Origin of the sequence: Thermanaeromonas sp., assembly GCF_021890735.1 — a bacterium.
Lineage (GTDB): Bacteria > Bacillota > DSM-521 > Neomoorellales > Neomoorellaceae > Thermanaeromonas.
In genome coordinates this window covers 44581-64425 of sequence record NZ_JAKKUR010000007.1, presented here as the reverse complement: position 1 = coordinate 64425, position 19845 = coordinate 44581, and the positions used below count along the sequence as shown (strand labels likewise).

Annotated in this window: 19 protein-coding genes; 3 read left to right on the top strand and 16 right to left on the bottom strand. The window is 52.1% G+C overall.

Translation table 11 applies throughout. From position 1 onward, the window contains the following. Nucleotides 1–1067 (bottom strand): ribonuclease R family protein (locus L5656_RS02905; RefSeq protein WP_297198769.1); only part of this gene is annotated, 1067 nt, incomplete at its 3' end. A gap of 106 nt (nucleotides 1068–1173) precedes the next feature. Continuing rightward, on the bottom strand, nucleotides 1174–2835 hold the full coding sequence (locus L5656_RS02900; protein ID WP_297198766.1) for an N-acetylmuramoyl-L-alanine amidase: 1662 nt from the start codon (nucleotides 2833–2835) through the stop codon (nucleotides 1174–1176). 239 nt (nucleotides 2836–3074) lie between these two features. Here L5656_RS02900 and L5656_RS02895 point away from each other — a divergent pair, with 239 nt between their 5' ends. From L5656_RS02895 to L5656_RS02885, 3 genes are read left to right on the top strand one after another with little or no spacing between them, the layout of a single operon-like run. After that, entirely contained in the window at nucleotides 3075–3851 is a 777-nt protein-coding gene (locus L5656_RS02895; protein ID WP_297198763.1) for a flagellar motor protein, read from the top strand. A gap of 17 nt (nucleotides 3852–3868) precedes the next feature. After that, nucleotides 3869–4642, top strand: coding sequence for an OmpA/MotB family protein (locus L5656_RS02890; RefSeq protein WP_297198760.1), 774 nt, complete (start codon nucleotides 3869–3871; stop codon nucleotides 4640–4642). Between the two features lie 17 nt (nucleotides 4643–4659). After that, the gene (locus L5656_RS02885; RefSeq protein WP_297198757.1) at nucleotides 4660–5343 is read left to right on the top strand and encodes a DUF2225 domain-containing protein; all 684 of its coding nucleotides are present in this window, start codon (nucleotides 4660–4662) and stop codon (nucleotides 5341–5343) included. Between the two features lie 73 nt (nucleotides 5344–5416). On the opposite strand, the gene L5656_RS02880 is transcribed toward L5656_RS02885, so the two are convergent. The 14 genes from L5656_RS02880 to L5656_RS02815 form a co-directional block, all read right to left on the bottom strand. Continuing rightward, complete coding sequence (locus L5656_RS02880) at nucleotides 5417–5968, bottom strand: HDIG domain-containing metalloprotein (RefSeq protein WP_297198755.1); 552 nt, start codon at nucleotides 5966–5968, stop codon at nucleotides 5417–5419. A gap of 47 nt (nucleotides 5969–6015) precedes the next feature. Beyond that, nucleotides 6016–8025 (bottom strand): sodium-translocating pyrophosphatase, encoded by a 2010-nt coding sequence (locus L5656_RS02875; RefSeq protein WP_366017804.1) that lies wholly within the window; start codon nucleotides 8023–8025, stop codon nucleotides 6016–6018. A gap of 56 nt (nucleotides 8026–8081) precedes the next feature. Next, on the bottom strand, nucleotides 8082–8306 hold the full coding sequence (secG, locus tag L5656_RS02870; protein WP_297198751.1) for a preprotein translocase subunit SecG: 225 nt from the start codon (nucleotides 8304–8306) through the stop codon (nucleotides 8082–8084). 187 nt (nucleotides 8307–8493) lie between these two features. After that, a complete protein-coding gene (eno, locus tag L5656_RS02865) occupies nucleotides 8494–9786 on the bottom strand; it encodes a phosphopyruvate hydratase (RefSeq protein WP_297198750.1) in 1293 nt (430 codons plus the stop codon). A 63-nt stretch (nucleotides 9787–9849) separates the two neighbouring features. Continuing rightward, nucleotides 9850–10626, bottom strand: a complete 777-nt coding sequence (tpiA, locus tag L5656_RS02860; RefSeq protein ID WP_297198748.1) for a triose-phosphate isomerase — start codon at nucleotides 10624–10626, stop codon at nucleotides 9850–9852. A 16-nt stretch (nucleotides 10627–10642) separates the two neighbouring features. Beyond that, nucleotides 10643–11830 (bottom strand): phosphoglycerate kinase, encoded by a 1188-nt coding sequence (locus tag L5656_RS02855; protein ID WP_366017802.1) that lies wholly within the window; start codon nucleotides 11828–11830, stop codon nucleotides 10643–10645. 77 nt (nucleotides 11831–11907) lie between these two features. Next, nucleotides 11908–12924, bottom strand: a complete 1017-nt coding sequence (locus tag L5656_RS02850) for an ArsJ-associated glyceraldehyde-3-phosphate dehydrogenase (RefSeq protein ID WP_297198746.1) — start codon at nucleotides 12922–12924, stop codon at nucleotides 11908–11910. A gap of 176 nt (nucleotides 12925–13100) precedes the next feature. Next, on the bottom strand, nucleotides 13101–14498 hold the full coding sequence (gene rpoN / locus L5656_RS02845) for an RNA polymerase factor sigma-54 (protein ID WP_297198744.1): 1398 nt from the start codon (nucleotides 14496–14498) through the stop codon (nucleotides 13101–13103). Between the two features lie 34 nt (nucleotides 14499–14532). Beyond that, entirely contained in the window at nucleotides 14533–15150 is a 618-nt protein-coding gene (locus tag L5656_RS02840) for a DUF1405 domain-containing protein (RefSeq protein ID WP_297198742.1), read from the bottom strand. Between the two features lie 185 nt (nucleotides 15151–15335). After that, complete coding sequence (locus L5656_RS02835; RefSeq protein ID WP_297198740.1) at nucleotides 15336–15821, bottom strand: acyltransferase; 486 nt, start codon at nucleotides 15819–15821, stop codon at nucleotides 15336–15338. Continuing rightward, nucleotides 15790–16722, bottom strand: coding sequence for a DNA-binding protein WhiA (whiA, locus tag L5656_RS02830; RefSeq protein ID WP_297198738.1), 933 nt, complete (start codon nucleotides 16720–16722; stop codon nucleotides 15790–15792). The genes L5656_RS02835 and whiA overlap by 32 nt, the downstream gene beginning before the upstream one ends. 30 nt (nucleotides 16723–16752) lie before the next feature. Continuing rightward, on the bottom strand, nucleotides 16753–18111 hold the full coding sequence (locus L5656_RS02825) for a gluconeogenesis factor YvcK family protein (RefSeq protein ID WP_297198736.1): 1359 nt from the start codon (nucleotides 18109–18111) through the stop codon (nucleotides 16753–16755). 5 nt (nucleotides 18112–18116) lie between these two features. Continuing rightward, nucleotides 18117–19010, bottom strand: a complete 894-nt coding sequence (gene rapZ / locus L5656_RS02820; protein ID WP_297198733.1) for an RNase adapter RapZ — start codon at nucleotides 19008–19010, stop codon at nucleotides 18117–18119. Nucleotides 19011–19016: 6 nt separating this feature from the next. After that, the gene (locus tag L5656_RS02815; protein ID WP_297198730.1) at nucleotides 19017–19835 is read right to left on the bottom strand and encodes a Cof-type HAD-IIB family hydrolase; all 819 of its coding nucleotides are present in this window, start codon (nucleotides 19833–19835) and stop codon (nucleotides 19017–19019) included. Nucleotides 19836–19845: the final 10 nt, after the last annotated feature.

Sequence of the window (19845 nt, the reverse complement as noted above, 5' to 3'; positions counted from 1 at the left end):
TAATTGACCACCTCGCCCCGGGGTGAGACCTCCATTACTACAGACATGGTTAAGCGGTCGGCTCCCGCGTTAAGACTGCAGATACCGTTGGATAGCCGGGGCGGCAGCATGGGGATAACCCTGTCCACCAGGTAGACGCTTGTCCCCCTGCGGTAAGCCTCCCTGTCCAGGGCGCTACCTTCTTTTACATAATAGCTTACATCCGCAATATGGACGCCTAAGAGGTAGTTCCCGTTTTCTAGACGCCGGATGGATACAGCATCGTCTAGATCCTTGGCATCTTCGCCGTCTATAGTTACTACTCGCCAGTCCCTCAGGTCGCGCCTACCCGCCAGCTCCTCTGGTTCTACCTGTTCTTTAATTTTCTTGGCCTCCCTTTTGACGGCAGGAGGGAAATCCGGGTCCAGCTCATATTTTTTTACTATAGATAAAATATCGATCCCTGGAGCTCCTGCGGGCCCCAGTACCTCTACTACCCTGCCCTCAGGGTTACGCCTGCCGTCCGGCCACCGGGTTATTTCCACCACTACTTTATCCTTATGGCGGGCCCCTTTAGTTTCTTCCAAGGGAACAAATATATCCTGGTGCAGGTGAGGGTCATCGGGAACGACGAATCCCAACCGCCGGTTCTGTTCGTAGGTTCCCACTACCCTGGTACGGGCTCGCTTCAAAACCCGTATTATTTCCCCTTCCCGGCGCTTAAGGCCCTGATAGGGAAGGAGTCGGGCTAGAACCAAGTCCTGGTGCATGGCCCCTCCCAAGTTAGCCGGGCTGATATAGACATCGTCACCCTTATCTAAAGGAGAAAGAAAAGCGAACCCCCTGGGTGAAACCTGGAGGTAGCCCGCCACCAGGCCCATCTTGGAAGGTAACCCGTATTTATTCTTCCGTGTGCGAACCACCTTACCCTCAAGTTCTAGCTCTTGAAGGAGTTCCCTCAAATCCTCGTAGGAACCCCCCAAAACCTCATGAAGCTCCTCCAAGGTAAGGGGTTTATAGCTGCGTTCTTCCATAAGTTGTAGTATCTTTTCCTGTGTTACCGCGCCATTAACCTGCACGGATTCCATTTTGCTCTTTCTCTTTTTGCCCAACTACAACACCAACCTTATTTTAAAAACCTTCTCCCTAAATACGCGGATTGCGTGGCATAAAAAGCCTTCTTCCTGGCGACCTTTAAGTAACCCTTAGACGTTTTAAAACCACAATAGGAGTCTGCTCATCTTCATTTCCAAAGGGATTATCCCGTAGGGCCTCCTGTACGGCGCGCAAGGCAGTGCCCTTGGTCACTGCCAGAATATCTACGCACCCCAGGTCGTTTACATCAGCAATTACTGCCTCGGCTCTGGTAGCCTTTTTAATCTCTTCAACCACCTTTTGAGGCTCCCGGGGACCCAAAACTATGTGCCGGTCATAGGGGTACATCGTACCAGCTACATCATCGATTAGCGCCAGTTCCCTCCCTGCTACTATATAAAAATATCCTTTGCGGTGCAAGAGCCTGCCTATAGCTGCGGCCAAACATCCGGCCAAAATGCGGAGCCAACCTGCCTCCTGAATGGCCAGTTGCATAGCTGCAGGTGTAGCCAGGCTACCCGATTTCTCCGGAAAGCGACATAAAAACCGGGCCAGCCAGCCAGGTTTAACATTTTCCGGAAGAATGGCCCGGCCTTGAGAAATAGCTACTACACTTTCGGCCAAGGCGATAACATCCCCCGGACCGACTATCCCTTCCGTATACCGCCGGGCTACCTCTACTATATTATCTTTCTCCGTAATAATATGGGTACGGATAGGTATTTTAGCTATGTATCTGGCACCTTTGACAGCCGCCTTGGGGATGGAATGAAGCGGAGGCCCAACTTTAGCATCTTTCTTCTGGGCTTCCTCTTCGGTTTTCGCTGCTTCAACAGAGGGCTTAAGGAATACTTCGCTTCCTGCATATCCCTCGTTAAGGATTGCAAAGTGATAAAATGCGCTTAAAGTTGCCTGGGCCAATTTGCGATAGAAATAGGGGTTGCGCAGGACACCCTCATCTACCCAATTGGTAATAGTTACCATCTCCACAAGAAGAGCCTGAGTCTCCCCGAGCTCGGCCAACTCGCTCTCTGGCTCTACTCCCCGCCCGGGCACCTTGGTTTTAGAGGTTATGGCTTCTAAAACCATCCGCGCCAGGTTTTCTCCTCCTTTAGCCCGGGGATTGTATTTTACGGCTGCGCCCCGTACTTTCTCATCCGTACTTCCGTGGGTATGCAGGCTCAAAAAAAGAGACGTCTCTGTTCCCGCCTTTTTTATTCTTTCCTTCCAAGAAGGATTCTCTTCTTTCTCCCTGGTTATTACCACCATAGCACCCAAGTGTTGTAAAATTTCGGCAAATTCCCGAGCGGCAATCCATACCATATCTCGTTCCCAAAGGTTTACAGGACCCCGGTGGCCGGCATCTGGTCCCCCGTGGCCCGGGTCGATCACCAGGAGGCGCCCCTGGTAAAACTCCTTCATGGGCTTGCGGCTTAGATGTACCGTAACCTTGGCCGGCAACCCCTTCTGAACTGTGGTAAAAGCTTCCGTAGGGACCTCAAGATGAATTAGAAATCTGGCCTCTTCAGGACCTTCCTCCTTGATGGAAACCTGCTTAATGATCCCGTCCCGCACCTCTAAAGGGCCCGAGAACATATTGAGTTTCCCCCGAACCTTTAAGCTGTAAAGGCAAGGTCCTTCCGCCACCAGTTCAAAAGGGAAGGGGCCAGTTGCTTCTAGTACCACCAGGCTCTCATCTTCACCGTCTTCCTTAAATTGCACACGGCTAAAAATATTGGTGAAGCGAGGCATCCCCTGCATGGGCCGGCCACCTCCGCTTTTGAGTTCGCTGTACAGAAATTATAATATTCTTCTCGTGCTAGTTTTAAAACAACGACGTGACCGTTTAAAGCGTGCTATTTGTTGTAAGAAAAGCTTTCTTTTTGTCTTTTTAAGCCGATATAATACAGGTAGGTAGCTCGGTTACGGATGCCATGGAAATATATAGGAGGTGACAGGTGTAAAGCCCTTTTAAGAGGGGCTTTTTCACCGCAGGCTTCATGGATATTTCCAGCATCATCGGTTTATCCCTTGCTGTACTTGCCCTCGTAGTCGCTATACTTATGGAAGGTATAAATCTTAGCGGAATGCTAAACCTGCCGGCCTTGGTGATAATCTTAGGTGGGACCATTGGAGCTACCATGTTTTCCTTCCCGATGCGGGAGATCCAGCGTGTCCCCGCCCTTCTGGTTAAGGCCTTTACCCGCGACAAGACCAATTTAGACGAATTGATTGACAATTTGGTCCGTCTAGCAGAAATAGCCAGGCGCGAAGGGCTTCTCGCCTTAGAATCCCACGCCAACCAAGAAGAAAACCCCCTCCTACGGAACGGCCTGGGGTTTGCCATAGACGGTATAGATCCTGAGGAGATACGCCGTATCATGGAAAATGAAATAATTCAACGGCAACGCCAGGCCAAACAGGCAGCCGCCATCTTCGAGACGGCCGGGGGTTATGCTCCTACAATGGGAATTATAGGGACGGTAGTGGGCCTGGTTCATGTGTTAAGCAATATTAGCGATGTAAACCAACTGGCCGCTTCCATCGCCGTAGCTTTCCTCGCCACGTTCTACGGAATTGCTACCGCTAATATTTTGTGGTTACCCATTGCCGCTAAACTTAAAGCTAAAGCAGCAGAAGAACTAGTAGCAAACCAGATAATACTTGACGGCATCTTAGGTATTGTGCAGGGTAAAAATCCCCGCCTTATCCGGAGGGAGTTGGAGATACTTAAGCTCCAGGAAAAGCCGTCCCCTGAACGGCGCCGGGAAGAATAGAAGGGAGGGGATTCGTTTTGCCTTCCTGGGACAAGATGGATCTAGATGAGGGCCAAGGGGGGGGGCACGAAACGGCCGGCATCATGCGCTGGCTTTTGACCTACGCCGATCTGATTACGCTACTCATGGCCTTCTTCATTGTAATGTATGCCATCTCCAAAGTAGATATAGTGCGCTACCAGCAGCTGGTCCAGGCCCTGGCCCAAATCTTTACCGGAGGCTCGGCTATGATCCTTCCCGAGCTAGGCGGCGGTCCTTCGGTAGTCCCGCCGGAACAACCCGGTGATCCCTTAAGTGCGTTGGCCGCAGGGGTAAGCGAATACATAGCCGAGCAGGGCCTCAAAAACGAAGTCTTCATCACCATAAACGAGCAAGGGGTTATAATAAGCTTTACAGGTTCCGTCCTCTTCGACAAAGGGGAAGCCAATCTCCGGCCTGAAGCCTTGCCCATTTTGGATAAAATAGCGGCCTTTCTAAAAACCGTACCCAACTACATTGGTGTTGTAGGTTCCACAGACGACCTGCCCATCAATACCGCTCAGTTCCCCAGTAACTGGGAGCTTTCGGTTGTGAGGGCCACGACCGTAATACGCTATTTTACGGAAAATACAGGGTTAAATCCTACTCGCTTCGTAGCTTTAGGTTATGGAGAATACCATCCCCTGTTCCCTAATACTAGTGAGGAAAACCGGAAAAAAAACAGGCGCGTCGACGTCGTTATCTATAAACACAACCCCTTCGTAACCAACAACGCAAAACAAAGTCCTGATACTCTTCCTTCTTCACCTTAAGAAAGGTTGGCTAAGAGATGGCCAAACTCGAACCCCTGTACGATAAGCGTTATCAATGTCTATTTTGTAAAGAAAAATTTACTAACAAGAAGGTGCGCTCGAGTTTCATACGCCAGGTAGGCCGCGACACCGATTTTTGCGGTTATTTTGAGGGAGAAAATCCTTACTTTTACGATGTCGCCGTATGCCCGTATTGCGGGTATGCCTTTACGGTAAACTTTGGCCCGGTTAAAAAGGACCGCCGGGAACTTATCACCGAGCAGTATATAAAGAAAATAAAATACAAAGATTATACCGGTAGCCGCGATCTATCCACGGCCATTAAGGTGTATAAGCTAGCTTACCTCACCGGCTCTCTCAATCAGGAAAAAAGCTCGCTCCTCGCCGGCCTCTGCCTAAGGCTAGGCTGGTTCTACAGGTATAATCGTAATGTCGAGGAGGAGCAACGTTACCTTCGCCGGGCCAGCGAACTGTACCAGGAAGCCTACGCCAACGAAGATACCGCTTCGCCGGGGGAAGTCCACTTATGGGTTTACCTTATAGGTGAGCTGGAAGGGAGGCTGGGTAACTACGGTCTCGCCCGCCAGTGGCTCGGCCGGCTTCTCCATGTACCTGATTTAGAGCCTTATCTCCGCAATCTGCTTTTGGACAGGTGGGAGTATTACCGGGAAAGGATGGACAATGACGGAAAGGAAAATTAAAGGGAGCGTCTTTCCGCCCCCGCCATTAGTATTGTTGTTTTGGCCGCCCCTGGGCGCCCCTGGTTTGGCAAGTCTATAGACCCAATTCCCCGGCTATCCCTTTCATCGCCTCCAAACCTAAGGCCAAAAATTCTTCTAGAGATAACCCCAGTTCCCTGCAGGACGCTATCTGCTGCCGGTTGGCTCCCCGGGCAAAGGACTTCTCATGATACCGGTTAAGGAGAAACTGCACATCTAAAGGCGCAAGCTTTTTCTCCGGCCTTATAAGGGCGGCGGCCACGATAAGCCCGGTTAAGGGGTCGGTGGCGTACAAGGCGCGGCTTAAACGGTCTTCCCGGGGAAGACGGTGGGCCTCATTATGGGCCTTTACAGCGTATACGATATCGGGATCCAGCCCCTCTCGCTCTAAGATCTCCCCGCCCACCAGACTGTGCCGCTGGGGATCACCCTTAGTTTCCTCGTAATCTATGTCGTGTAGGAGCCCGGCCAGGCCCCATTTATCTTCATCTTCACCGAAATGCCTGGCCAGGGCCCGCATAACAGCCTCCACAGCCAGAGAATGTTTAATTAGGTTGGGTGTCTTTAAGTATTGGTGCAGAAGCCTTAGGGCATCCTCGCGAACCAATGTTTAAGTTCACCTCTAGGCCTTTTATTTTAGAGAGCTGCGTCTGATTACATCATAAATAGCGGAGCAAAAACCAGGGCAACTATACTCATGAGCTTGATGAGGATGTTCATAGAAGGCCCGGCAGTATCTTTAAAGGGATCACCCACCGTGTCGCCGTTCACTGCAGCAGCATGGGCTGCGGAACCCTTGCCTCCGAAATGGCCAGCCTCAATGTATTTTTTGGCGTTGTCCCAGGCACCACCGGCGTTGGCCATCATAACCGCAAGCAGGAAACCGGTAACCGTTGCTCCGGCCAAAAGCCCTCCCAGGGCTTCCTTGCCCAGGCCGGGAAGGAGACCGACCACAAGAGGCACGCCCACAGCCAGAAGGCCGGGGACCAGCATTTCCCGCAAGGCAGCGCCTGTGCTTATGGCTACACACCGGGCATAGTCCGGCCGAGCTTTTCCTTCCATGAGCCCCGGAATTTCCTTAAACTGCCTCCGCACTTCCTCGATCATATCAAAGGCTGCTCTTCCTACGGCTTTCATCGTAAGGGCTCCAAAAAGGAAGGGAAGCATACCCCCGATAAAAAGCCCAGCTATCACCCGGGGGCTTGCAAGATCGATAGAAGCAATTCTAGCCGAAGTAATATAAGCCGAAATGAGGGCCAGGGCAGTGAGGGCAGCCGAACCGATGGCGAAACCTTTACCGATAGCCGCCGTAGTATTACCGACGGAGTCCAAGGTATCGGTAATCTTCCGCACCTTGGGGTCTAGTTCAGCCATCTCGGCAATACCGCCGGCATTGTCAGCTATGGGACCGTAAGCGTCTACCGCTACCGTAGTCCCTGTGGTAGAAAGCATACCTACCGCTGCCAGGGCAATGCCGTAAAGGCCTGCGAATTTGTATGCCGCAAGTATGGCTATAACGATCACGATAATGGGCAGAGTGGTACTAAGCATACCGGTGCTTAAGCCTACTATAATATTGGTAGCCGTACCGGTCTGAGAAGCCTTGGCGATCTCCCTCACCGGCTGATAATCCCCGGAAGTGTAATATTCGGTTATGCGCCCGATAAGCACACCCGCTACCAGGCCAGCCACCGTAGCCAAAAATACCCCGGTTTCCGTGTAGGTGCTGTTGCCCGCCTGGAACCGCACGGGCAGAAGCCCGGTAATAACGATATAAGTACCAATGATAGCCAAGAGGCTAGCTACCATGGTTCCTGTGTTCAGGGCTTTCTGCGGGTTACCCTGGTCACCGGTGCGAACGAAAAAGGCCCCGATAATGGAGGACACAATACCTACCGCTGCCAGCATCAGAGGAACCAGGGTACCGTTGGGGATACTCAGCGCAGCCCCCAACGCGATCCCCGATACAATGGACCCTACGTAAGATTCGAACAAATCGGCGCCCATACCAGCTACATCGCCTACATTATCCCCTACATTGTCAGCGATAACAGCGGGGTTTCTGGGATCGTCTTCCGGGATCCCTGCCTCCACCTTTCCTACCAAGTCAGCACCTACGTCCGCAGCCTTGGTGTAGATACCGCCGCCCACCCTCGCAAAAAGGGCAATAGAACTGGCTCCGAGGGCAAAGCCGTTGATTATATTGGGGTCTGAAAAAAGAAGATTAACCAGTCCCAGGCCTAAAAGGCCCAAACCTACCACGCACATCCCCATGACTGAACCGCCGGAAAAGGCAATATTTAGCGCCGCATTTAAACTCTTGCGCGCAGCATTGGCGGTACGTACATTGGCTCTGGTAGCCACCCGCATCCCGATGTACCCGGCTCCTACAGAGCAAAGGGTTCCCAGGACGTAGGGAACGGCTGTCACAGGCTGCATGCTTTCGGCGCCCTTAGTCAAAACTCCCGTGATCACAATTAAAGCTGCCATACCCAGCACGAAAAACACTAGGGTACGGTATTCCCTCAAAAGAAAAGCCATGGCGCCTTCCTGTATAGCTCCGGCTATCTCCTGCATGCGGGGAGTACCAGCATCCGCTCGGTTGATTTTAACAATAAGATAATAGGCAAAAAGCAGGGCCAGAACACCTGCCAAAGGTGCCATCCAGCGCAGATCCAAGGATACCTACCCCCGTTCCGTGACTAAGCGTCCCGTAAAATTTAAACTAAGGATAGTAGCAAGGTAAAAATGAAGAAAGCTGCGGCCAGCCCGGTAGAAATTTTGGCCAAGAATTCATCCAAACCCTTCTTTTTACCAAAAAGGCTTTCTGCTCCTCCGGCAATAACCCCGGAAACGCCTGCGCTACGGCTCGATTGCAATAGTATCGAAGCAATAAGGGCAAGTGCTACAAAGATTTGCAGGAAAAGCAGTAAGCTCTTCAACACTATCCCTCACCTCCCTCTAGCAGTCCGGGCCGGGCGGTACCTCCGGCGGTACCTCCAGTAACTATAGTAGAGAGAAAGGCTCCTGCCCGCATGTTGGTTAAGGGTTAAAATTAGTGTAGCACAATACCGTCATGTAATGCTTTTATTGTAGCACATATGGCTACACATTTCAACGCTAAGCCCTGCTCTACCTCATCTTCTCGAGGTTATAAAAGGCACCTTGCCCGGCATAGCTGGCCGCCACATCTAATTCTTCTTCGATCCGTAATAGTTGATTGTATTTGGCTACCCGGTCCGTACGAGAGGGAGCGCCTGTCTTTATCTGGCCTGCGTTGGTGGCCACCACGATATCGGCAATGGTGGTATCTTCCGTCTCCCCCGAACGGTGGGAAACGATAGCCGTATATCCCGCTTGCTGGGCCATCTCTATAGCCTCTAAGGTCTCCGTCAAGGTACCGATCTGGTTGACCTTGATGAGGATGGAGTTAGCCACTCCCCTTTCTATCCCCTGGCGAAGCCGCTCCGTATTAGTTACAAATAGATCGTCGCCGACGAGCTGGATCTTGTCTCCGAGCCTCTTAGTCAAAAGCTCCCAGCCTTCCCAGTCATCTTCCGCCAGGCCATCTTCTAAAGATATCAACGGGTATTGCTCGACCAGCGAAGCATAAAATTCGACCATCTCCTCACTGGTACGCGTGACCCCTTCCCCGGCAAAGACATATTTGCCATCTTTATATAATTCAGTAGCCGCTACATCCAACCCCAAGAAGACGTCCTTTCCAGGCCGGTATCCCGCCTTGGTGATGGCCTCGAGTATAACCTCTATAGCTTCCACGTTAGAGCGCAGGTCGGGCGCAAACCCGCCCTCGTCCCCTACAGTTGTGCTTAACCCCTTACTCTTTAAAACCGCTTTAAGGTGGTGGAAAACCTCGGCCCCCATGCGCAGAGCTTCAGCAAAGGTTTCGGCCCCTACCGGTAGGATCATAAATTCTTGAATATCCACGTTGTTATCGGCATGTTTCCCTCCGTTCAAGATATTCATTAGAGGTACGGGTAAAACGTGGGCATTTACTCCTCCCAGGTAGCGGTATAACGGCAGGTCCAAAGCGGCTGCCGCGGCCTTCGCTACAGCTAGAGAAACGCCTAGAATGGCATTGGCCCCTAATTTGCTCTTATTGGGGGTGCCGTCAAGCTCTATAAGCTGCTGGTCTACAGCCCGCTGTTCTAAGGCATTCATCCCTACTATCTCGGGGGCAATAATGGAATTCACATTGTTTACCGCCTCCTGGACTCCTTTACCCAAGTAACGGCTTTGGTCGTTATCCCGCAGTTCTATCGCCTCATGGGCGCCTGTTGAAGCTCCCGAAGGTACCGCCGCCCGGCCCCTGGCCCCGCTCTCCAAGACTACCTCTACTTCGACTGTAGGATTTCCCCGGGAATCCAATATCTCCCGGGCAAAAATATCATTGATAATGGTCATCTTTTGGCCACCTCCAAGTTGAAGTTAAACGACTTTTCCCTAAGAAATAAAGTTTGAGCCTCGCTATATTTTTTGCCTTCTCTTAACTTCTGCCGCCGTATTTACGATAGCCGCGAAGGAAACAGGGTCTAAGCTGGCTCCCCCCACGAGGGCCCCATCTATATCCGGCTGTTCCATGAAGGGAGCGATGTTCTCCGGTTTTACACTCCCTCCGTACTGGATACGGCACTGCCGGGCTGCATCCTCGCCGTACATCTTGCTTATAAGCTCCCGGATAAATCCTATGACCTCCTGGGCATCCCGGGGAGTCGCTGTTCTACCTGTTCCTATGGCCCAGACGGGCTCGTAGGCCACAACCAATTTCGAGGCCTCCTCGGAAGTAAGGCCTTCCAACCCTTCTTCTACCTGGCGCCGGCACACTTCCAGGGTTTTCCCCTCTTCCCTTTCCGCCAGGGTTTCCCCCACACATACGATAGGGATTAGGCCCGAACGGAAGGCAGCCCGCACTTTCTTGCGTACGTTAGCATCAGTTTCACCAAAATACTGCCGTCGCTCAGAGTGCCCGATAATGCAGAAGCGGCAGCCCAGGTCCTTTAGCATGGGCCCGGAAACCTCACCGGTATAAGGGCCTTCATCCTCCCAGAAGATATCCTGGGCCCCCACGCTTATATTGGACCCGGAAGCAGCGTTAGCCGCCGCGGCCAAGGCGGTAAAAGGAGGGCAGACTACTATCTCTACCTCACTCGCACCCACGAGGGGTTTTAAATCCTCCACCAGGCGCCGGGCTTCTCCCGACGTCTTATACATCTTCCAGTTGCCGGCAATAATCGTCCTGCGCAAGGTCCTCCCCCTTTTCCTACGAAACCTTATCTTTAAGAGCTGCAACCCCCGGTAGCTCACGCCCCTCCAAGAATTCCAGGGACGCCCCGCCACCAGTGGAAACGTGGGTTATACGGCCAGCCACCCCCACCTTCTCCACCGCGGCCACAGAATCTCCCCCACCTACAATGGTGGTACCATTTACTTCGGCCACCGCGCGGGCTACGGCTTCGGTCCCCGCGGCGAAGGGTTCTACTTCAAAGACACCCATGGGCCCGTTCCAAACTACCGTGCGGGCTCCTTTTAAAGCCTCGGCAAAGGCCTGCCTGGTCTCCGGCCCGATATCTACGGCCATCCACCCTTCCGGTACCTCCCCTACCGTTACCACCTTGTAGGGGGAATCTGCAGAAAGCTCCTGGGCAACCACCAGGTCCACGGGCAAAAGCAACCGTACGCCTCTCCTCTGCGCTTCCTCCATAAGCTCAGAAGCCAAGGGTACTTTATCGTCTTCCACAAGGGATCTACCCATAGAATAGCCTTTAGCCTTAAGGAAAGTGTTGGCCATTCCCCCGCCTAAAAGCAGGGTATCTACTTTATGTAGGAGGTTCCGTATGACGCCGATCTTGTCGGAAACCTTCGCCCCGCCCAGGATGGCGACGAAGGGGCGCTCAGGGTCGGCTAAAGCCTTGCCCATGATTTCAATTTCCTTCTGCATAAGGAAGCCAGCGACGGAAGGAAGATAACGGGCAACTCCTTCGGTAGAGGCATGGGCACGGTGAGCAGCGCCAAAGGCATCGTTTACATAAATATCAGCCAGGGAAGCCAGTTTCCTGGCAAATTCAGGGTCATTTTTCTCCTCTTCCGGATAAAAACGTATATTCTCTAAAAGCAGGACTTCCCCCGGCTTAAGGTTATTGATCGCCTTTTCAACCTCCGGCCCTATGCAGTCATCTACCTTTTTTACCGGCTTGTCCAAGAGCTCGGACAGCCTTCTGGCCACAGGGTTCAGGCGCAAAGCTTCATTTACTTTACCCTTAGGCCTCCCCAGATGTGAGACGAGTATAACCTTCGCCCCCTGCTCCATAAGGTAGCGAATGGTAGGCAGGGCAGCCCGTATACGTGTGTCATCGGCCACTTCACCGTTATCTATGGGCACATTGAAATCGACCCGCACCAACACCCTTTTTTGGGCGCAGTCTATATCTTTAACGGTCATCTTTTGCACGGGTAAAGCCCCCCTCGAAGAAATTACTTTAAGGCTCCAACGGGAACGGCCGCCTTGCGGCGACCGCTCCCCAAGCTTTACAGCCCCTTGGAAGCCATATAGGCGGCCAGGTCTACCACCCTGTTGGAATAACCCCATTCGTTGTCGTACCAGGCTATAACCTTGACCATGGTACCGTCCATGACCATGGTGGACAGGGCATCGACGATGGAAGAGCGCGGATCGCCATTGAAATCCCGGGAGACCAGGGGCTCCTCGCAGTAACCCAATATGCCTTTGAGTTCTCCTTCCGCGGCTGCCTTGAGGGCTGCGTTCACCTCTTCTACGGTGGTGGCTTTCTCTACATCCACTACCAAATCTACGACGGACACGTTGGGAGTGGGCACCCGCATGGCAAACCCGTTAAGTTTACCCTTAAGTTCTGGCAGGACCAAACCGATAGCTTTGGCTGCGCCCGTGGTAGTAGGAATTATAGACATGCCGGCCGCCCGGGCCCGGCGCAGGTCTTTGTGCACGAGGTCCAGGATGCGCTGGTCGTTGGTATAGGCGTGGGTGGTGGTCATAAGACCCCTTAGCACTTTGAAATGCTGGTGCAGTACTTTTACCACAGGTGCCAGGCAATTGGTGGTACAGGAGGCGTTAGAAACTATATGATGCTGAGCGGGGTCGTACTTTTCTTCATTGACCCCCATAACGATAGTGATATCCTCATTTTTGGCCGGAGCAGTAATAATGACCTTCTTCGCGCCAGCCTGGCGGTGGGCAGCAGCTTTGGTTGCATCGGTGAAAACACCTGTAGATTCTACTACGATATCTATGCCTAGGTCCCCCCAGGGAAGCTTGGCCGGATCTTTCTCGGAAAGAACTTTTATTTCCCGGCCGCCCACTATCATTACGTCTCCCCGGGCTTCAACATCTACGTTGAGTTTTCCGTGGACGGAATCGTATTTTAGCAGGTGGGCGTTGGTCTGGGCATCGGTGAGATCGTTTATGGCCACAACTTCTACCTCGGGATTGTTTAAAGAGGCACGCATGACCAGCCGACCTATGCGGCCGAAACCGTTAATGGCAACCTTTGCCGGCACTATGTACATCCCCCTTTCAAAACGTTATTATACCTGATGAAACTGGAAATTATGAGCGTGATGTTGGCAACAATCACCTCTTTGTATTCAACATTTACGGGCAAAATCCTTTTTCCAGAAAAAATTTAAAGGTGACCCCCCGGCCACCTCTTCATACCTGATTCGTACGCTAGGCTCACCCGTATTTAATTATACCTCTTCCGCCGTGCCGCCGTAGGAATACCCAGTTCATCCCGGTACTTGGCCACGGTCCGGCGGGAAATCTGTATACCCTGCCTGTTCAAAAGCTCCGTAAGCTGCTGATCGGTCAACGGAGAGAAGGGATCCTCCTTGGCCACGGCTTCGGCGATAAGTTTTTTTATGCTTTCCGCCGCGGCCACCCCGTCTTTCTTGGCGATCCCATTGGCAAAGAAGAATTTTAATTCGAACAACCCCTGGGGGGTTTGCACATATTTATTGGCCGTAGCCCGGCTAACCGTGGACTCATGAAGCCCCAACGCTTCTGCGACCTGCCGCATGGTTAAAGGCTTAAGATATTTTATCCCCTTCTCCAGGAACTCCCGCTGCTCTTGAACTATCCTCTGTACTACGCGGTATAAAGTAACCCGCCGGTGCTCCATACTGCGGATAATCCAGGTAGCCGCATTCAATTTATCTTCCAGGAATTTGCGCGTTTTTTGGTCGCAAGCTCCCTGGCGCAAAAGGGCCTGGTAATGGGGGTTGATCCTCACCCTGGGAGTAGCCACATCGTTTATCAACACTACATAATCGTCCCCGGCCCGCTCCACTATTACGTCGGGGACTATATAGCGCACGTCCCGGTGGCTCCCAAAGGTACGGCCGGGTTTCGGGTCCAGGCTCCGGATAAAGTCTACCGCGGCCTGCACCTCGGCCAGGCTAAGATTTAGCTGACGGGCGATCTTGGTGAGCTTACCCTGGGCCACATCAGGCAGAAAATGTTGTATGATCTTTTCTGCCCCCACGGGCACTTCTTTATAATGGCGGAGCTGTAACAATAAACACTCCACCAGATTCCGGGCGCCTACGCCGGGCGGATCAAACCCTTGAATTATTTCCAGTACCCGCCAAACCTCGCCGGGATGGACTTTAAGGGCCGCTGCCGCTTCCTTTACTGAAATTTTTAAATAACCGTTCTGGTCAATATTTCCAATAAGAAAGCTGCCGATGGATAAGCTCTTTTTATCCTTTACGGTTAAATTAAGCTGCAAAAGAAGATAATCGTGAAGCCCTGGACCTTCGGCGGCTAAGGAGTTGTTAAAGTTAGGTTCTTCTTGCTTTTCGCGGGGCCCCCATACGAAGCCCAGGTCGCTGCCATCGGCAAAATATTCTGCCCAGTCTAGGTTTAATTCGCCCCCTTCCTCCTGGTGTATGTTCAGGCCTTCAGGGGCCGAAAACTCGCCCTCTTCCCCTATCTCCAGAATAGGGTTTTCTTGAAGCTCCTGCTCCAGGTATTCGCTCAGCTCCAGGGTAGAAAGCTGCAGAATAACCATGGCCTGCCTTAATTCCGGAGTCATAACCAATTTTTGGCTCTGTTCTAGGTGCAGCCCTATGCCGGCCCGCATCCCTTCTACCCTCTTTCTGCCCCTTGTATTAATATTAATATTCTTTGTTCGCGGTTATTTTCCTGCCTAGACAATAAAGAAACCAGCAGGCGCTCAAAGCAAGGGCTGCAGCAGCCGCCAGGGGCTCCTGGTCTGGCCTGAACAGGTAAGGGTGCCACCCCAGAGCATAATCGACGTAATCATTAAGAATAAGCCAGGCACCAACCAAAACCCCCTGCCCGAAGTAAAAGGGCCAGTGGCGCAAAAAAAGATAACCTTGAGCCACCATACCCAGATGACTTAAAAACAGTAGGGTTTCTACGGGCTGTACAGGGCCTCTCTTTATCCAATAATCCCCGATAACTACCACTGCCCATAGCCCGTACTTTATGAGCGTAGCACAAGCAAGAACTCCTAAAATCTCTTGAGTCTTCCTGCTTAAATAACTCCTACCTAAGTAACTTGTAGAGATAGGTAAGCCTTCCGGCCTTCTCTCACCGCATCTTTTACAAGTCTTTGTCCTTTTCCCCTCCCTCGTATCCAGCAACAATAAGGTTAAAGTTAAAGTAAAAAACGAAGTGGAAAGGGGGCTGTCCGGTGTAAAGATCCACCACACCAGAGGAGTAGCCAAAAGTTGCTCATGATACCAATAATAACCATAAAGTGACCCCAAAAGATTTATCACCAGAAGCCCTTTAAGAAAGAAGGGTTGAAAGGGATCGTCCCATAATAGATATTTAAGGAACTGCAACATAGTAATAATTTAAGGTTAGGCCCCCCTCTAGCAACGCAGCTACTCCCCTACCCGCCACATCCGGGCCTCCCGGCAGGTCCGCCTACCGACGGCTTTTAAAGTAGCTACTCCCCTGCCCGCCCCACCACCCGTGCCGGCACTCCGGCCACCAGGGCACCGGAAGGTACATCCCTGGTGACTACCGCTCCGGCCGCCACCACCGCTCCATCACCGATCTTCACCCCGGGAAGGATGGTGGCGTTGGCCCCAACTAATACCCAGGAACCTATCTCCACTTCGCCCAGGCGGTACTCCCGGGGCAGAAACTCATGAGTTAAGATAGTAGCATTGTAGCCTATGATGGTATTTTCGCCTATGCTTATTAAGTCAGGGCGCAGTATGTCAAACATGGCCATCAACCCTACAGAAGCCGATGGCGCCACCTTTATTCCCACCAGCCGGAGGAGAAGGTTTTTAACCTTTAAAAAGGGTATAAAGCGGCTTATTTCAATAACGGTAAAGTTCCAGACCACCCGCCATAGGGGGGTTATCTTGGACCAATAGGCCATGGAATTAGCTTCACTTACCGGAAAGCTCTTGACCCGTCGCATCCTTTATTTCACTGCCCGTCAATCTTTTAGCTAACTCTTCCAAGCGGCGCAGGCGGTGGTTAACTCCCGATTTGCCGATACGGGGAGTAAGCATTTCCCCTAATTCCTTAAGGGTGGCTTCTGGATAGCGCAACCGTACTTCTGCTATTTCCCGTAAAGCCCGCGGCAAATTTTCTAAACCCACTTTGGCTTCAAGAAAACGTATAGCCTCTACCTGCCTTAAACCTGCTTCCACCGCTTTACTTAAATTGGCCGTCTCGCAGTTTACTAGGCGGTTTACCTGGTTGCGCATCTCTTTGTAAACTAAAACATTTTGGTATTCTAACACCGCAGCGTGGGCACCCATGAGGCTTAAAGCGCGTATAACCTGATCGCTATCTTTAAGGTACAAGGATACACTCCGGCCACGCTGGTGAATCCCGGGGACAAGCTCAAGTTCTTCCAAAAGGCGCTTTAAAAAACGAAGGTCTTTACTCTTCACTACCAGTTCTAAATGATGTCCTGTTGAAGGGCTGGCCACATACCCGCAAGCCAAAAAAATTCCCCGAAGGTAAGCCGGACGGCAGCAAGGGTACAAGGTCCTTTCCTTTCCTTTTAAGATTTTCTCGTACCCATCTTGCTGGGATACCAAGCAATACAAGCGGGTTCTGCGCCGGGTTTTGGGTTCTACGGTTTCTACTTTGGTACTGAGACCTGCTTCCTTAGCTAGGGAGTACGCTTTGCGGGCTAAAGCGGCATTCTCCGTGGCTAATATGATAGAAGCTTTAGGCAAGGTCTCCCCTAAAGAGGGCGGGGAGGAAAAATGCCACAAAGCGGCCAGTTCGGCCAGGCAACAACACTTGCCTTTGGCCTGGATATGGATTAGTTCTTCTTTGACCCGGGCCGAAAAGGAGAACGGCACCTTTATTACCCCCACTCTTGAAGGATTGCTCTAAGCCCCAAAGGAGGCAGGAAAGCGGTCTTTACCCATCCTTTTCTGGACGAAAAAGCGAAATTTGTCCCGCGGCTTCCAAACCCGCCGCTTATAAAGCTCCTCCATGATCACCTGGGCCAGGCGGTCGGGATGGTGCCTAACTACCAGAGTTTCATCCACCAGCCATGCTTTCCGTAGCTCCACTCCCATCCGGGTCACCGCCGCTGCATCCACCTTAACGGGACGGGCACCCCTTTCCCCGTAACGCCTCCGGGCGGCCCAGGATACCGGACCACTATGGGCGATGACGCAGTCTATAAGGCCGGGGCCACAATGCTCTTCTATGGCCCGCACGTGGTCAGCCACCGTATAACCCTCTGTTTCGCCCGGCTGGGTCATCACATTGCTTATGTAAAACACCGGAGCTTTGGCCTTGCGCAGGGCCTCGGCTATACCGGGCACTAAAAGATTGGGCAAGACGCTGGTATAAAGGCTTCCCGGCCCGATTATAACAGCTTCGGCCCGGGCTATGGCTTCCAGGGCTTTCTCATGGGGCTTACAATCAGGGGGATGCAAAAAGACCCGCTTTATACGCTGTCCGGGGCAGGGGATGCGGCTCTCTCCCCATACAATGGTGCCGTCCTCCCTCTCGGCGCCCAAGACCACAGGGGTAAGGGTGGAAGGGACAACCCGGCCGCCTACCGCTAAGACCCGCTCCAGCTCGCTTATAGCCCTGTCAAAATCCCCTGCTATATCGGTCATGGCCGCAAGTAATAAATTCCCCAAACTATGCCCTGCCAGCCCTTCTCCCTTTTGAAAGCGATAATTGAAAAGCTCTTCCATCAGAGATTCGGTGTCTGCGAGAGCCACCAGGCAATTACGGATATCCCCCGGTGGAGGTATGCCCAGTTCCGCGCGCAACCGTCCAGAACTTCCACCATCATCAGCTACCGTAACAATAGCGGTAAGATTGCGCGTATAGTTTTTAAGTCCGCGTAAAAGGACCCCTAAACCCGTACCACCGCCTATGGCCACTATCCGGGGACCGCCCTCTAAAAGGCGCCTCCGGTAAAAAACCTCCCAAGGGCTTTTCTGGCGCGGCCATAAAACATGCAAAACTGACCGCACCAACCTGTCAATGCCCAGCAACAATAGTACGAAGCCCAACCCGGCCAGGAAAACACCTGTAGCTACGGGGGAAATTCCTATGCGCAAAATATAATAAGCCAGCCAAAGCAGACTCTGCTCCGCAGAGGTGAGCAAGGTTAAGCCCAAAGCTATAGTTACCCCAGAAACAAGAAAAAAAAGGCCTAAAGCAGCCAAAAGTATAAAGCGTTTGATCTTAAGGCCGGGGTATAACCACTTGAGGCTGTGCAAAAGGCTCACCTCCTGCGGTTTAAGGAGGCCCGTATTACATCCCTGTGCTTTACGATAACCCGAAAGTCTTCCTTTTCGAGCAACTCTCCTATTTTGTTGGCCAGGGTTACCGAGCGGTGTTGGCCACCTGTGCATCCTATAGCTATCACAAGGTGAGATTTGCCTTCTTTAATATAATTGGGAATAAGAAAATGTAACAAGTCCATAAACTTGTTCAAAAACTCCTGGGCAGCCGGTTCGCCCAGTACAAAATCAGCTACACACCGGTCGTGACCCGTGAAAGGGCGTAAGGCCGGGTTGTAATAAGGGTTAGGCAAAAACCGGACATCCATTACCAGGTCAGCATCCAGAGGTAACCCGTACTTGTAACCGAAGGACACCACAGTTATGGTAAGCTTCTGCCCCCGGGCCCCGTATAGTTCGGTTATTTCCTCCTTAAGCTGGCGGGGTGTGAGTTCGGAGGTATCGATAATTTTGCTCGCCCGTTCCTTAATACTTTCTAAGCGCCGGCGTTCCTCTAGTATTCCCTCTAAGATGCTTTCCCCGGCCAGGGGGTGACGCCGCCTGGTCTCCTTATACCGCCGCACCAGGACTTCATCCGAAGCTTCTAAAAATAAGATCTCATAGGGAAACCCCTGTTGGTCTAGATAATCCAGGGCTTCCTCCATACCCGCGAAAAACTTGCCCCCCCTGATATCCATAACCAGGGCTACTCTTCTGGTTTCCTCCGGACCCGGTCCCTGTTTGTTCAACAGCTCTACCAAACCGGGTACGAGAGATGGGGGCAAGTTATCGATACAAAAAAAGCCCAGATCCTCCAGGGAACGTATAGCCTGGGTTTTACCGGCTCCAGATAAACCCGTCACGATTACAAGGCGCCGTTCCTCACCCTTATCCATAAAGCGTTACCTCTCCAGGATAAATTTGGTCAAAGCTTCCGCTACTCCGCCCTCGTCATTGGTAGCCACCACATAATGAGCTTGAGCCCGGACGGCCGGTGGCGCATTGCCCATGGCCACGGCAAGCCCGGCGAAGTGAAACATATCCAGATCATTAAAGCTATCACCTATAACCATAATTTCCTTAGGGCTTATGCCCAAGTGCCGGGCAAGGATTTCCAGCCCTTTGGCTTTGCTGGCTTCCCGGCTGATAACTTCCAAAAAATAAGGAAAGGAGCGGGTTATATATACCCTATGCCCTATCGCCTTGCGCACTTCCTCTTCCAGTCTGTCTAGCTTAGGCCCGTCGTGCAGGGCCACGAATTTAATGGGTTCCTTAGGAGCTTTTTCTTTTAAAAAGCCCAGGATATCATCCACCTTGTGCAGGGGCACCCGGGCCTTGTCGGCATAGGCCAGGTTCTCCGGCTGGATATCATCAACATACAGCTCATCTTCCACATAGACGTTGTAGGGAAAACCGTACTCGCGGGCCCTGCCGACTAAAAATTCTACTATACTCAAAGGTAATAATTTCTCCCGCATAACCTCCCCGGAAACGGGGTTTTTAATAAGAGCTCCGTGGTAGACGATGAGCGGCAACTTTAGGTTTAGCTCCCGGGCGAAGGGTAAGGCAGAACGGAACATGCGGCCGGTGGCCAGGGTAACCTTAACACCTTTTTCCTGCACCCGGCGGACAGCTTCTTTGGCCCTGTATTCTAAATCGGAGTCGCTGTTTAAAAGAGTACCGTCGAGATCTAGGGCTACAAGCTTAATAGGTGAAGTCATCTCTTTCCCC

Bases quoted from the DNA above. Each gene is read 5' to 3' on its own strand.
- L5656_RS02875 (WP_366017804.1), bottom strand. From the start codon at position 8,025: ATGGCACCTTTGGCAGGTGTTCTGGCCCTGCTTTTTGCCTATTATCTT.
- L5656_RS02895 (WP_297198763.1), top strand. From the start codon at position 3,075: ATGGATATTTCCAGCATCATCGGTTTATCCCTTGCTGTACTTGCCCTC.
- L5656_RS02815 (WP_297198730.1), bottom strand. From the start codon at position 19,835: ATGACTTCACCTATTAAGCTTGTAGCCCTAGATCTCGACGGTACTCTT.
- rpoN (WP_297198744.1), bottom strand. From the start codon at position 14,498: ATGCGGGCCGGCATAGGGCTGCACCTAGAACAGAGCCAAAAATTGGTT.
- L5656_RS02900 (WP_297198766.1), bottom strand. From the start codon at position 2,835: ATGCAGGGGATGCCTCGCTTCACCAATATTTTTAGCCGTGTGCAATTT.
- L5656_RS02885 (WP_297198757.1), top strand. From the start codon at position 4,660: ATGGCCAAACTCGAACCCCTGTACGATAAGCGTTATCAATGTCTATTT.
- eno (WP_297198750.1), bottom strand. From the start codon at position 9,786: ATGACCATTATCAATGATATTTTTGCCCGGGAGATATTGGATTCCCGG.
- L5656_RS02835 (WP_297198740.1), bottom strand. From the start codon at position 15,821: ATGCGACGGGTCAAGAGCTTTCCGGTAAGTGAAGCTAATTCCATGGCC.
- rapZ (WP_297198733.1), bottom strand. From the start codon at position 19,010: ATGGATAAGGGTGAGGAACGGCGCCTTGTAATCGTGACGGGTTTATCT.
- L5656_RS02850 (WP_297198746.1), bottom strand. From the start codon at position 12,924: ATGTACATAGTGCCGGCAAAGGTTGCCATTAACGGTTTCGGCCGCATA.